The organism is Gordonia sp. ABKF26, assembly GCF_041103195.1.
GTDB lineage: Bacteria > Actinomycetota > Actinomycetes > Mycobacteriales > Mycobacteriaceae > Gordonia > Gordonia terrae.
Genome location: NZ_JBGCVZ010000003.1, coordinates 170,835 through 183,865, shown reverse-complemented (window position 1 = coordinate 183,865; position 13,031 = coordinate 170,835). Strand labels below are relative to the sequence as shown.

General features: G+C 68.6%; 12 protein-coding genes and 1 pseudogene. 7 read left to right on the top strand and 6 right to left on the bottom strand.

Annotated features, from left to right (window positions below; translation table 11 throughout):
• The first annotated feature begins 169 nt into the window (after positions 1–169).
• A complete protein-coding gene (locus AB4Z55_RS01345; RefSeq protein WP_369518969.1) occupies positions 170–1,900 on the top strand; it encodes a TM0106 family RecB-like putative nuclease in 1,731 nt (576 codons plus the stop codon).
• Here the strand turns inward: AB4Z55_RS01345 and AB4Z55_RS01340 are convergent.
• A complete protein-coding gene (locus tag AB4Z55_RS01340; protein WP_369518968.1) occupies positions 1,826–2,857 on the bottom strand; it encodes a hypothetical protein in 1,032 nt (343 codons plus the stop codon). The genes AB4Z55_RS01345 and AB4Z55_RS01340 overlap by 75 nt on opposite strands.
• A gap of 293 nt (positions 2,858–3,150) precedes the next feature.
• Between AB4Z55_RS01340 and AB4Z55_RS01335 the strand changes: the two genes are divergently transcribed.
• The 3 genes from AB4Z55_RS01335 (at position 3,151) to AB4Z55_RS01325 (ending at position 5,578) form a co-directional block, all read left to right on the top strand.
• Entirely contained in the window at positions 3,151–3,726 is a 576-nt protein-coding gene (locus tag AB4Z55_RS01335; RefSeq protein WP_004021431.1) for a helix-turn-helix transcriptional regulator, read from the top strand.
• A 124-nt stretch (positions 3,727–3,850) separates the two neighbouring features.
• Positions 3,851–4,363 carry a hypothetical protein gene (locus AB4Z55_RS01330; RefSeq protein ID WP_004021430.1) on the top strand — a complete coding sequence of 171 codons (513 nt, stop codon included), beginning with the start codon at positions 3,851–3,853 and terminating at the stop codon, positions 4,361–4,363.
• Positions 4,364–4,405: 42 nt separating this feature from the next.
• Entirely contained in the window at positions 4,406–5,578 is a 1,173-nt protein-coding gene (locus tag AB4Z55_RS01325) for an MAB_1171c family putative transporter (RefSeq protein WP_239403055.1), read from the top strand.
• A gap of 109 nt (positions 5,579–5,687) precedes the next feature.
• Here AB4Z55_RS01325 and AB4Z55_RS01320 read toward each other — a convergent pair whose 3' ends face one another.
• The 3 genes from AB4Z55_RS01320 to AB4Z55_RS01310 all read right to left on the bottom strand — a co-directional run bounded on the left by AB4Z55_RS01320 (position 5,688) and on the right by AB4Z55_RS01310 (position 7,953).
• Positions 5,688–6,449 carry an SDR family NAD(P)-dependent oxidoreductase gene (locus tag AB4Z55_RS01320; RefSeq protein WP_004021428.1) on the bottom strand — a complete coding sequence of 254 codons (762 nt, stop codon included), beginning with the start codon at positions 6,447–6,449 and terminating at the stop codon, positions 5,688–5,690.
• Positions 6,450–6,586: 137 nt separating this feature from the next.
• Entirely contained in the window at positions 6,587–7,282 is a 696-nt protein-coding gene (locus AB4Z55_RS01315) for a TMEM165/GDT1 family protein (RefSeq protein WP_369518967.1), read from the bottom strand.
• A gap of 149 nt (positions 7,283–7,431) precedes the next feature.
• On the bottom strand, positions 7,432–7,953 hold the full coding sequence (locus AB4Z55_RS01310; protein ID WP_058253731.1) for a hypothetical protein: 522 nt from the start codon (positions 7,951–7,953) through the stop codon (positions 7,432–7,434).
• Between the two features lie 215 nt (positions 7,954–8,168).
• Between AB4Z55_RS01310 and AB4Z55_RS01305 the strand changes: the two genes are divergently transcribed.
• Entirely contained in the window at positions 8,169–10,313 is a 2,145-nt protein-coding gene (locus AB4Z55_RS01305; protein WP_369518966.1) for an ABC transporter ATP-binding protein, read from the top strand.
• Positions 10,310–11,061 (top strand): annotated as a pseudogene (locus AB4Z55_RS01300) (energy-coupling factor transporter transmembrane protein EcfT). Before AB4Z55_RS01305 ends, AB4Z55_RS01300 begins: the two are co-directional and overlap by 4 nt.
• 69 nt (positions 11,062–11,130) lie before the next feature.
• On the opposite strand, the gene AB4Z55_RS01295 reads toward AB4Z55_RS01300, so the two are convergent.
• Complete coding sequence (locus tag AB4Z55_RS01295) at positions 11,131–11,760, bottom strand: superoxide dismutase (RefSeq protein ID WP_004021423.1); 630 nt, start codon at positions 11,758–11,760, stop codon at positions 11,131–11,133.
• A gap of 219 nt (positions 11,761–11,979) precedes the next feature.
• Entirely contained in the window at positions 11,980–12,132 is a 153-nt protein-coding gene (locus AB4Z55_RS01290; RefSeq protein WP_231895856.1) for a hypothetical protein, read from the bottom strand.
• 175 nt (positions 12,133–12,307) lie between these two features.
• Here AB4Z55_RS01290 and msrA point away from each other — a divergent pair, with 175 nt between their 5' ends.
• A complete protein-coding gene (msrA, locus tag AB4Z55_RS01285; protein WP_064569904.1) occupies positions 12,308–13,018 on the top strand; it encodes a peptide-methionine (S)-S-oxide reductase MsrA in 711 nt (236 codons plus the stop codon).
• Positions 13,019–13,031 lie beyond the last annotated feature (13 nt).

Genomic DNA, 13,031 nt, shown 5'->3' with positions numbered 1-13,031 from the left:
TTCCGCTCCCGGCGCCGGTCGACCGGCTCGCTGCCCGCGTCCGGCGCCGCACTTCCGTGGCCCCGCTCGCATCGCTCCCGGCGTCAGGTGCGCGTGATAACAAGTACAAGCATGACATGTGGTTGTATCCGACCACGTGTCTCCTCTGCCCGAGCCAGGAAGGGATGGCGTGGCCCCTGTCGTGTTGTCGCCGCGCGACCTCGCCGGTTGCGAGCACCGCGTGGCACTCGACTTCGCCCACGCCCGGCGTCCCGCCGACGAGCCCGACCCGCCCGGTGTGCAGCGCCGGAAGGAGGCTGCCGCCGATCATCGCGCTGCGATCCGCGAACTGCTCCGAGGCGTGCACAGCGATCAACCCGGGGTCTTCGTGGTCGTCGACCCCGACGCGAGCGCATCGGACCGCGTCGCGGCAACGCTGCAAGCCTGCGATGACGGCGCCGGATGGATCTGGAACGCGACGCTGCCCATCGACGAGGCGCACGGGCGGCGCGGCCACTCGGAGTTGCTGGTCCGGGTGGGTGACGGATACATCCCGGTCATCGTCGTGAACCACCGGGTCAGCCAACCCGCGAAGTCGGCGCCCGACCCGGACGGACGCCCGACCGGCCTGGTGACGAGTCCGTTCTGGACGTGGGCGCCGAGCCCCGATCCCTACCGGACCGGCCGGCCCAACCGCCGGGACAACCTCCGCCTGGCCCAACTCACCGCCATGCTCGTCGAGATCGGCCGGGCGTCGTCGACCGACACCGCGGATCTCCGCGGCGGGATCATCGGGGTGGACGCCGACTGCATCGTCGTCCTGGACACCGGTGCGATGCTCGACGACTATTCCGCCGTCCTCGAGCGCCGACTGGCGGTCGCTGCGGGCACGATCCCGACCGAGCCCCGGCGGATCAGCGAATGCCGATCCTGTCCGTGGTGGGTGCGCTGCGGACCCGAGCTGGAGGAGAAGCGCGACGTCAGTCTGGTGGCGTCCGGCAATCAGGGAACGGTGCTGATCGACGCCGGGATCACGACGATCGATCAGCTCGCCGCCCAGCGCGGGTCACCCCCGGAGGGGTGGCCGGGGGGCGTGCGGTTCGGCGACGCGGTCGTCAACGCGATCGCGTGGCTGACCGGCACCGAACTCGTACGCCGTGTCGACTCGCCCCGGGTCCACCGCGCCGACATCGAGATCGACGTCGACATGGAGAGCTACGGCGAGCACGGGGCGTATCTGTGGGGAACGCTCCGCACCGACACCACCGATCCGTCGGTACCCGTGGAGTACCGCCCGTTCGTCACCTGGGATCCGCTGCCCACCCGCGACGAGGCGCGGTCCTTCGCCGAGTTCTGGGGATGGCTGATGGCCGAACGGGCTGCGGCGCGGGACGCCGGAAAGACTTTCGCGGCCTACTGCTACTCGCAGCAGGCGGAGAATCGGTGGCTTCTGGGTTCCGCGGACCGCTTTCCGGACGAACCGGGCATGCCGACCCGTGCCGAGGTCCAGGCCTTCATCGGGTCGTCGGAGTGGGTGGACATCTACGAGGCCGTGGGCGAGAACTTCATCTGCCCCCGTGGCAAGGGACTGAAACGGGTGGCGCCGGTCGCGGGTTTCTCGTGGCGCGATGAGGATGCGAGCGGCGAGGCGTCGATGGAGTGGTATCGGGCGGCCGTGGCGCTCGGCGGCGGGCGCCCCGACGCCGGTCAGCGCCGGCGCCTCCTCGAGTACAACGAGGACGACGTCCGGGCCACAAAGGTCTTGCGCGAGTGGATGTCCGACGGCGCGGCCACGCAGGTACCGCATGAGCGCGAGCTGCTCGAGCGGTTCCCGGACGGGAACAACTCAGGGGCGCATGGACCGCAACGAGTCGAGGAACGACCCGCTGCCGAACAGGGCGACGGCGCCCAGCAGGAGTAGCGCACCGGGCGCCACCCCGAGCACGAATCTCCGCATCGACGTCAGTGTCGAGTCGTCGGGCGCCCCCGACGACGCCTGAGGCGGGCCCGCCGGTGGCAGCGGGGCACCTGCGACCGTTTGCGACTCGGTGTCGTCGGATGAGTCGTCGGGGTCGGCCTCGGCTTCCGGTCGGCCGGCACCCGACTCGCCCGCCGAACCGGCGGACGGGGTCGATCCGGACGTCCCTGCCGAACCGCCGCCGCTCGGCGGGGCGACCGACGGTACGTCGCCGATCGCCGGCCCGGTGCCGGACGGAACACCTGCAGGATCAGACCCGCCCGCACCGCCGTCCGGCGTCGACGTGGCGGCCTCCGGCATGCGGCGGCCGCGGATGATGACGCCGTCCTCGCCGTCGCCTGCGGATGACGTCTGGGGTTCGGTGGTCGTCGGGTCCGGATCATCGGACGTCGTTGTCGTCGTTGTCGTCGTGTCGGTGGTGTCCGTGGTCTCGGTGGTGGTCGGGTCCGATGTCTCGGTCGTGGGGGTCGACGGTCCGCATCCACAGGGATGGAACGGCGACGAGGGCCCGTCCGTGGTTTCCGGATCGGTGGTTTCCGGATCGGTGGTTTCCGGATCGGTGGTCTCGGGATCGGTGGTGCCGCCGTCGGTCGAGTCCGAGTCGGAGGTCTCGGACTCATCGGTCGCCGAGGCCCCGGATTCGTCGGAGTCGGTGCCGGTGTCGGTGTCGGTGCCGGTGCCGGTGGCGTCATCGTCGTCGGTGGCGTCGAGGACCGAGTCCGAATCCGTGCCCGTCGAATCCGCCGAGTCGGACCCCGCCGAGCCGGGGTCCGACGGTGCGGGCGACGCGACCCCGGGCGCCAGGACGATGAACGCGATCGCGGCGATCACGACGACGAGGACGGCGAGTCCGCGCGGCCTGGATCGGGCGCCGGGGTCAGACGGGAGACGGTGGGTCATTCTTCGTCAGGCGTACAGTCGGTGGGGAGAGACAACGCCGCTGAACCCGCGCAGCACACCGCCACACGCCCCGCGCCGGAGCCGAATGTTCACCTGCCGGATCCGTGTCGGCAACCGATAACCCCCAAGAATGTGAAGAACGCCACACTAACGATCGTTACACCATCTTCACAGGTGATACGCGCCGAGCGCGGCAGTCCGGTACTTTCTGAGCGTACCGATCGTTGCGACGGCCGTGTGCAGCGGGCTTTAATGCTTGCAAATTCAAATTTTGCGTTTCGGAGAAGATTGTCATGACTTCAGGAGGGGCGGAGAAGCCTATGGGCGACACCGGACGCACCGACTCCGATCGTTCGAGGACGACGGACACGGATGCTCTCGACCCCGGGCTGTTCGCCCGGCGGCTCGAGGAACTGTTCCGGACTGTTCCTGGTCCGAACGGTAGGGCGTACAGCGCGAAAGCGATCGCGGCTCGATCGACCGAGCGGGGGTTCCGGCTCGGCGAGTCGTATCTGAGCCAGCTGCGATCGGGGAAGGCCAAGTCCCCGTCGTTCCGCACGGTGGAGGGCATCGCGGCCGCTTTTGGGGTCGATGTGCATTATTTCCTCGAGGACCGGGCGGCGCAGCGCACTCGCGACGAGATCGATCTGATGCGGTTGCAGGCCGACACGAACGTTCAACTGGCGGCATTTCGGCTGGCCGGACTCTCGAGCGATTCCGTCACGGTGGTCAACGAGTTGATCAAGGTGCTCCGGGAGCAGCAGGGTCTGCCCAAGGATCCGCCGGACGTCATCGCGGCCGGACTCGGTGACAGCAAGCCGTCGGCCGATTCACGTCTGCGGGTCGTCGGGGACAACAGCGACGACTGACCGTAGCCGGGGCGTTCGCAGAGCCTGATCGTCCGGACCGAGGGGTGTCGGCCCGGACAGGCCAGTGACGTCGATCGCTGCGGGTGGATCGCGGCGTCGTGAGTGCTCATGATTCGATGAGGCCATGCGTCGATCAGAGCGCGCATTGCGTACGTTGTGCCGGACCACGTTGAAGGGGCTCGATCTCGATCTGCCCCTCGACGTCACTCAGCTGTGCGAACGGTACGGCGATCGCCGCGGTCGGCCCATCCGGCTGATCGCGCATCCGCTGCCCGCGGGTGTCCCCAACGGCATCTGGTTGGCCGCCACCGATGCGGATTACTTCTTCCACCAGGCCGAGACGTCACGGCTGCACCGCGATCAGATCGTCATCCACGAGTTCGGCCATCTGATCGCCGGCCACCAGGTTCTGGGTGAGGCCTCGGCACAGGGCATCGCCGCCCTCACGCAGGACGAGTCCACGGCCGCGCTCCGGCGCACGTGCTATTCCGACGACGCCGAGTGGGAAGCCGAGATGCTGGCCTCGCTGATCCTCGGTTGGGCCGAGGACGCCAGTACCGGCGTCGGGAGCACCGCGTCGCACGACGAACTGCGCGGGTTGCAACGGCTCCTCGGTGGGCATCGTGGGTGGTTGTGACGTGCCCGCCGGTTGCGACCGCGCTGAGAATGTGAGTCCCTGTTGGGCGTGATCACTGTCGCGGGCGGGGGCCCGACGGTCAACCTGTCGTCCGGGGTCGACGTCGGCATCGGCGCGGTCAACGCGGTCGCCGCCGTCGTCTTCGCCTTCGCCTTCTGCTGGCGCCTCGATCAGATCCGGCGCGGCGGGTGGGGGCTGCAACCGCTCGCGATGATGGTTGCCGTCGCGGCGCTGACCCTTGCGTTCGTCGTCGTCGACGAGTCGGTCGCCGACGTGTTGAACGAAGTGGGCTTTGCCGGTCTGTCCCGGATGGCGTTCTACGCCCTCCTGGCCATCGGGGTGGCGGCGCTCGTGGTGGTGTTCTTCTTCCCCGGGCAGGTCACGCGTGAACGCCGGGCCGGCTGGGAGGCGCTGCCACTGGTGATGGCACTCGTCGGGCTGCAGGTGACCATGCTGGTCATCCCGGTCGAGATCCGCACCGCGACCATCGACGAATGGACCGTCCAGAACTGGGGTTTCGCACTCTTCATGCTGATCGCGAGCGGGTACCTGACGTACGGCTTCATCGCATGCGTCAACAGTGTCCGCAAGTTTTATGCCACTGCGGACGGCTATCTCCGTGTGTCCCTTGGTCTTCTGATGACCGGCCTGACGTGCTTGGCGATCGGCGCCGTCTGTCAGATCGTCTTCGTGGTCGTCTCCGCGACGAATGTCGTTCGGTCACCGTGGCTTCTGACGACGAACCGGGTCGTCGCCGTCGTCGGTGCCGTCGCATTCCTGATGGGGATCAGTTATCCGATGATCTACGCGCGGATTCAGACGGTCGCCGCGAACCGGCGTCGCCGACGCCTCGACACCGAACTCCTACCCCTGTGGCGGCTGGTGACCGACGCCGTGCCGGAGGTGGTCCTGCCCGACGCCGGGCGTCTGGCGCCGACCACACGTCTGCATCGGCGCGTCGTCGAGACCCGAGACGCGCTGACCCAGTTGAGTCCTCGGATTCCCGCGGTGTTCGGTTATGCCGAACCCGCGGTGCAGGCGAGGTTGCTGCGGGCCGCCGTCGCCGAGCACGATCCGCGTGACGGAACGGGCGGCACCGTCCGGGATCTGGCCCCGGCCGAGGGGGACGGACTGGAGGCCGACGCCGCACCGCTGATCCGGCTGGCCCGTGCGCTGGCGACGCCACAGGCCGTCGAGGAGCCGGCCGGTCGATGATCGGCCGGCCGGCTCTCACGCGACGGAGTCGCTCAGGTCAGCCGCGACGGAGTCGCTCAGGTCAGCCGCGACGGAGTCGCATGGATCAGCCGCGACGGAGTCGCTCAGGTCAGCGCGGCGCCATGCGGATCGCACCGTCCATGCGGATGGTCTCACCGTTGAGATAGTTGTGCGCGACGATGAACTCGGCGAGCTGTGCGTACTCGTCGGGTTCGCCGAGACGCTGTGGGAACGGGATGCCCTCGGCGAGGGTCTTCTGGAACTCGGGGGTGACGCCCGCCAGCATCGGGGTGCTGATGGTTCCGGGAGCGATGGTGCACACGCGCACGCCGACCCGCGCGAGGTCGCGCGCTGCGGAGATGGTCATCGCGTGCACGCCGCCCTTCGACGCCGCGTACGCGATCTGCCCGATCTGGCCTTCGAAGGCAGCCACCGACGCGGTGTTGATGATGACGCCGCGCTGGCCGTCGCCGTCGATCGTGGATTCCTCCTGCATACGGTTGGCGGCCAGTCGCATGACGTTGAAGGTGCCGACCAGGTTGATGTCGATGACCTTGCGGAAGAGGTCGAGTTCGTGCGGGCCGTTCTTGCCGAGGATTCGCGCAGCCCAGCCGACGCCCGCGCAGTTGACCGCGACGCGCAGCGGCGCACCGGATTCGGCGATGGTGTCGATGGCGGCCTGGACCTGGGTCTCGTCGGTGACATCGGCGGCGACCAGCGTGACTCCGTCGGTGGGCGCGGCCTTGTCGATCGAGGCCTGCAGGTCGAGACCGAAGACCTGGGCGCCGGCTGCGGCGAAACGCCGTGTGGTGGCTGCGCCGAGGCCCGAAGCCCCGCCGGTGACCAGTACGGAAGCGCCTGAAACGTCCATGTGTGAAGTGATCCTTTCGCGGTTCCCGACCCGTTCTCCTGCCGGCCGCGCCGCCGTCGTCGGCGACGCCGCTCCGGCTCGTGCAGCAGTTTCACGATAGTCAGGTGCCGGGAACGGTCTCCGATCCGCCCTCTGTTTTACCGAACGAGCGCTCGGGCGCTGTCCTGAGTGCGGAGTCGGGTCTCGCGCCGGATCAACACGACGCCGACGCCGGTGATGACCACGACCGCGCTGAGGGTGCCGGCGATCACGGGTACCGATGCACCGATCAGACCGTCGGTGATGAGCCAGGCCGCGAAGGCGAAGAACAGGACGGCCGCCCCGATGGCGATGACCCGCTCGGGGAGGTGACGGCCCAGCAGGACGCCCACGCCGATGGCGAGCGCGTCGGCGGCGACCATGCCGAGCGTGGACCCGATCCAGACCCCGAGCCAGTCGTTGTCGGTGGCGAGGGTGATGGTCGCGAGCATGGTCTTGTCGCCGAGTTCGGCGAGGAAGAACGCCGACATGACCGCGAAGAACACCGAGGCGCCCACGCGGGTCGCCCGGCTGGACTCCTCGTCGTCGAGTCGGTCGCCGCGGAGGGTCCACAGACCGAAGACCAGCATGGCCAGTCCGGCGAGGATGGTCAGGAGCGCGGTGGGTATGGACAGCCCGAGGAAGTGGCCGAAGAAGACGGAGACGGCGTGGACAGCGGTGGTGGCCACGGTGATCGCGAGGAGGATGACCCACCAGCGGTAGCGCAGGGCATAGGTCATCGCCATCAGCTGTGACTTGTCACCGAGCTCGGCAACGAAGATCACGCCGAAGCTCAGGAGCAGGGCGGCAATCACGGACGCCAGGTTAGTCAGGGCTAACTCGCGGGCGCAACTCGTCGAATGGCCGTATTTTCGCAGGTAGGGCCATCAAAAACAGATGTTCGGGTGGCCGTAATCCGGTGCCCCGGGAGCCCGTCGGAACGGCTTCGGGGAGCCGCCCCGCCCTACGCTGCGAGAAGCATCGCGAGCACCGCGGTGTCGGGGTCGGCGTTGGGGTCGATACCCACCTGGTTGCGGAGATTGACCACCGTTCCGTCGGCCTCCGCCTCGGCCCAACCCGCCCGATGCTCGAGTCCGAGTTCGGGGAGACCGGGCAGCAGTACGCACCCGGAGGCGACCTGCGAGCATTCGGGCAGCGACGGGCGCGTCTGCGAGGGCGGGTGCAGCATGACCAGCGCCGGCGGGTTGTTCAGAAACCGTCCCGCTTCGACGAAGCTGTCGTCGACGACGTTCCCGATTGCGACCATCATGCCGACGGTGTCCGCCTCACCCTGTTCGGGACGCTGCTCGACGACGCCGAAGATCGTCGTCGTGGGCAGGAAGCCGGGCCGGCAGGCGATCCGGACCGATGCGACGAGGGTCTGGGTCCACTCCAGCGTCGACTCCGGCCAGCGGCCCGAGATGAGTATCCCGTTCAACGTGCCCTCGTGCTGGAACGGGGTGAGCCCGATCGGAATCGACTGCATCATGTCCTCCTCCGACCCGGGCGCGACGTCGGGATGATCCACGGACTGGGGACCGACAGCCGACCCGGGTGAGAAAGACCATCCACCCGCCGCGCGACGTCGACAACTCGAATCACCGTGTTGTGATGGATCTTTAACATGCGAACGACCGACAGCCGCGGTCCGGGGACGCTGCGCCCGCCGGTGGGGAGCGCGACACCAGGCACACTGGACCGGTGAAGAACTCGCCCCCGCTGCGACCCATGGAGTTCGCGTCCGTCGCGATCTTCGGCGGACTGACCGTCGCGGCGGTGGTCATCGCGTCGGTCATCCCGCTGGCCCAGGCGGCCGGACTGCTCGCCCCGGTGCCGCTCGCCCTCATCGCGGCGCGCACCAGGCCGCGGGCCCTGCTCACCGCCACGGTGGCCACCACCGCCGTGGCGTTCGCGATGGCGGGGACCGGCGCGATGGCAACCGTCCTGGGTTCCGCGCTGGTCGGTGGGCTCGTCGGTGACATCAAGCGTCGTGGCCGGGGGATCGGCGTGCTCGGGGTGGCCACCCTGGTCGCGTCGCCGCTGCTGGGCGGGATCTCCGTGCTGATCCTGCTCGTGCTGGTGCCCCTTCGTGAACTGACGATCGAGGCGATGACCAACTCCATCCACGGTGTCGCGAAATGGTTGCACGGATGGGGCCCGACCGGGGGCGTCGCCGACGGGCTCGATGCCATGAGCCGGAGCATCGCCGACCACTGGTGGGTGTGGGTCTGGGTGTCCGGGACCGTCGGCACCGCGATCTCGCTTCTCGTCGCGTGGTGGATTCTCGGTTCCGTCATCAGCCGGTTGCGTGATGTGCCGAGCGAGGACACGCTCGACGGCGCCACGTCGGGATTCGCGCCGGCCACTGCTGCCGGCGCACCCCGTGATGCGGGCATCGCGCCACTTCCCGTGGTCTTCGAACGTGTCGGATTCGCTTATGCGCCCGAGGCCCGCCCGGTGCTCCACGAGATCGACCTGCGGATCGACCCGGGTGAATTCGTCGCGGTCGTCGGCGCCAACGGCTCGGGGAAGTCGACGCTGGCGAAGATCCTGGCCGGTCGCCACCCGTCGACGGGCACGGTCCGTCGGCCGGGTCTGCCGGGGCTGGGCGCGCGCGGGGGGACCGCTCTCGTCCTGCAGCGGCCGGAGATCCAGATGTTGGGCTCGCGTGTCGCCGACGACGTCGTGTGGGGTCTGCCGCCCGGTGTCGACGTGGACGTCGAGGCGCTGCTCGCCGAGGTCGGACTCGACGGCCTCGGCGACCGGGAGACCACGGACCTGTCGGGCGGTCAGCAGCAACGGCTGGCGATCGCCGGGGCGCTCGCCCGTGACCCGCAACTCCTGATCGCCGACGAGGTGACCTCGATGGTCGACCCGGAGGGTCGGGGACAACTGCTGGCCCTGCTCGCGGCTCTACCGGCGCGCCGGGGAATCGCCGTCGTGCTGGTCACCCACCGCGGCAGTGAGGCGGCCGCGGCCGATCGGGTGATCCACCTGGCCGCGGGTCGACTGGTGCCGCACGCGCCGGACTGGATGCCGAGTCCCGACGCCGACCTGGCGGCGCCGGCGCAGACACGTCCCTCGACGCCTTCGGCGCCGACCTCGCGGATCGGCGGGCCGCTTCTCGTTCTCGACCAGGTGGGCTACGCCCACCTCCCCGGGTCTCCGTGGGAGGTCGTCGCGCTGCATGACATCTCGCTGACGGTCTACCGCGGCGAGGGGCTCCTCATCGTCGGCGGCAACGGATCGGGCAAGACCACTCTCGCGTGGATCATGGCGGGGTTGCTCACGCCCGGGACCGGAACGTGCCGTCTGCTGGAGATCCACGAGAAGATCAACCCCGGAGCCGGTTTCGACGCCGGCACACCGATGACCGACCGTGTCGGTGCGGTGGGGCTGGGATTCCAGCATGCGCGCTTGCAATTGCAGAAGGTCACCGTCGCCGACGAGATCATGGCCGCGGGTGGCGAAAAGGTGGGCACCGCGGAGGTCGCGCGCGTCCTCGAACTCGTGGGGCTGCCCCGCCAGATGGCGGCGACCAAGGTCGATGCGCTGTCGGGTGGGCAGATGCGCCGCGTCGTGCTGGCCGGTCTCATCGCGCGCCGCCCCGACCTGCTCGTCCTCGACGAACCGCTGGCCGGTCTCGATCCACCCGCTCGCGAGGAGATCGTCGCGCTTCTGGCTCGACTGCGCGCCGACGGGATGACCATCGTGATCATCTCCCACGACTTCGAATCGCTCGACTCGGTCTGTACGCGCCGGGTCCGACTGGTGGACGGCCGTCTGCTGCCCGATTCGCACCTGATGATCGACCAGGCTCCCGGCTGGGATGGAGAAACCCGATGACGATGCGTACCGTCCCGCTGCGGCAGGTGCCGGGCGACTCGTTCGTGCACCGCCTGTGGGCGGGTACCAAGCTCGTGATCGTCCTCATCCTCGGGATCATGACCTGGGTGCTGCCGTCGTGGCCTGCGCTCGGGATGGTCGCCGCGGTGGTCGTGATCACCGCGCTCGTCGCGGGAATCCCGTTGGGCGCCATACCTCGTCCGCCGTGGTGGTTCTGGGGACTGATCGGCATCGGTGTCGCGTTCAACGTGTCGTTCGCCGGCATTCCCGGCGCCCTGGTGTTCCTGCGCGCGATCACTCTCGCACTCGTCCTCGTCGCGAGTTCGATCCTCGTCATCTGGACCACGCCCATGGCGGATGTGGCGCCCGCGCTGGCGCGGCTGATGCGCCCACTGCGGTGGTTCCGGCTGCCCGTCGACGAGTGGGCGGTCGCGATCGCGTTGTGCCTCAGGGTCTTCCGCTGCTGATCGAAGAGTTGCGCATGCTGCGGGCGGCACATCGACTGCGTCCGACGGCCAAGGGGCGTAGCGACCACCCGTCGGCGGAGATGGGGATCATGGATCTGATCACCGCGGCGATGTCGTCGGCGCTCCGACGCAGCGCCGAGATGTCCGAGGCGATCACCGCCCGCGGCGGTACCGGCCGCCTCACCGCCCATCAGGCCGGCCCGGGTCGCGCAGATGTGGTGGCGCTCATCGTCATCGGCTTGGCCTGCGCGGTCGCCATCACGGTCACGCTCGTACTGTGAGGGCGGGGACACACACGGCGCCGGCCACCCGAAGGTGACCGGCGCCATTGATGTTTCGGCGAACCGGGGTCAGGCCGGGACGACCAGTCCGCTGCCCTGGCTCTTCGCGCGGGCGAGACGCTCGTTGGCGTCGGCCCAGTTCACGACGTTCCACCACGCCTTGACGTAGTCCGGCTTGACGTTCTGGTAGTCCAGGTAGAAGGCGTGCTCCCACATGTCCAGCATGACGACCGGGATGATGGCGGCGGGGATGTTGCCGCTCTGGTCGGTCAGCTGCAGGATGACGAGCTTGCCGCCGATGGTGTCGTAACCCAGGATCGCCCAGCCCGACCCCTGAAGGGTGGTGGCTGCGGCGGTGAAGTGGGCCTTGAACTTGTCGAAGCCACCGAACTGCTCGGTGAGGGCGGCCGCGAGGTCGCCGTCGGGCTCGCCACCGCCGTTGGGCGACAGGTTCTTCCAGAAGATGGAGTGGTTGGTGTGACCGCCCAGGTGGAACGACAACGTGGCGGAGAGTCCGTAGACCTTGCCGGCGATGCTGTCGTCGTCGCGGGCCGCGGCCAGCTTCTCCAGGGTGTCGTTGGCGCCCTTGACGTAGGTGGCGTGGTGCTTGCTGTGATGGAGCTCCATGATCCTGCCGGAGATGTGCGGTTCCAGTGCCGCGTAGTCGTAATCGAGATCCGGCAAGGTGTATTCAGCCACGATGTTCCTCTCTGAGGTGCTACTCGTTTTCCCTGTCCACGCGTGGCGCCGACCACTCGGTCGGGAGCCACACGAACGCTTCCAGCCTTCCCCAGTGCACTAGTGATTGCAACAATCCCGGGCAAGAAACATCAAGCGCGGTTGAGCTTTCAACGACGCCGGACCTCTGCGTCGGGCGGTGGGAACAGCGGCGTCAGCGCTGCGTCGAGTGTGTGGTGCTCAGATCACGATGAGCAGAACGAACACGATGACGAGAGCGAGGATGGTGAGGGCGCTTGTGCGGCAACTCCTCGCCACGTCGTAGGTGGCCCGCGGGGCGGTTCGGCCGACCCCGGGGGCGCGTCGGAGATCTCCGCTCGCGTGCGTCGCCATCGTCGCCCTTCGTCGGTGGACCGGCTGCACATCCCCTCGTCGAACAGACCGAGATGACATCGAAGTGATCGGTATCACACTGCGGTGGATGTGACCGCCATCATAAACAGACTCGAGCGATGACCTCAACTCGTCGTCTCCGGGGTCCGGCGTCTGCCGCGCGTAGACTTGCTCCATGTCTTGGCTCGACCAGCTCTTCGCCGCCGGATCACGCAAGCAGGACCTCGTCGCCGCCGACGCCGCCCTGCCCGGCCGCACGTCCGAGATCACGGTCCCGGGCGACCACCTGATCCTCGGAACGCCGATGCGCGGCCGGCCCGAATCGGACGGGACATACGAGCACGGGATCGGCGGGTTCGACGACGGTCTCGCCTCGATCGTGCTGGCCGGTGGCTGTTTCTGGGGAATCGAGGAGATCTTCTGGCAGGTTCCCGGCGTGTACACCACGGCCGTCGGTTATGCGGGCGGGTACACGCCGAACCCGACCTATGAGGAGACGTGCACCGCGCGCACCGGGCACACCGAGGCGACGCTGGTGGTCTTCGATCCGGCCGTGATCGATCTCGAGGGCCTGCTGAAGATCTTCTGGGAGTCGCACGACCCGACCCAGGAGATGCGCCAGGGCAACGACATCGGAACCCAGTACCGGTCTGCGGTGTACGCCCTGACCGATGCGGATCTGGCCACCGTCCAGGCCACCGCCGCGACCTTCCAGACCGCGCTCGACGCCGCCGGTGAGGGTGCGATCGCCACCGAGATCAAGCCGCTCGCCGAAGCGGGCGACGGACGGTTCTACTACGCCGAGGATCACCACCAGCAGTACCTCGCGAAGAATCCGCACGGGTATCGCTGCCACGCCGCGACCGGCGTCGTCTACCCGGGCTGACGCCGCGGTGCCG

Coding starts and splice junctions, on each gene's coding strand:
- AB4Z55_RS01335 (WP_004021431.1), top strand. CDS start 3,151: ATGACTTCAGGAGGGGCGGAGAAGCCTATGGGCGACACCGGACGCACC.
- msrA (WP_064569904.1), top strand. CDS start 12,308: ATGTCTTGGCTCGACCAGCTCTTCGCCGCCGGATCACGCAAGCAGGAC.
- AB4Z55_RS01330 (WP_004021430.1), top strand. CDS start 3,851: ATGCGTCGATCAGAGCGCGCATTGCGTACGTTGTGCCGGACCACGTTG.
- AB4Z55_RS01340 (WP_369518968.1), bottom strand. CDS start 2,857: ATGACCCACCGTCTCCCGTCTGACCCCGGCGCCCGATCCAGGCCGCGC.
- AB4Z55_RS01310 (WP_058253731.1), bottom strand. CDS start 7,953: ATGCAGTCGATTCCGATCGGGCTCACCCCGTTCCAGCACGAGGGCACG.
- AB4Z55_RS01320 (WP_004021428.1), bottom strand. CDS start 6,449: ATGGACGTTTCAGGCGCTTCCGTACTGGTCACCGGCGGGGCTTCGGGC.
- AB4Z55_RS01290 (WP_231895856.1), bottom strand. CDS start 12,132: ATGGCGACGCACGCGAGCGGAGATCTCCGACGCGCCCCCGGGGTCGGC.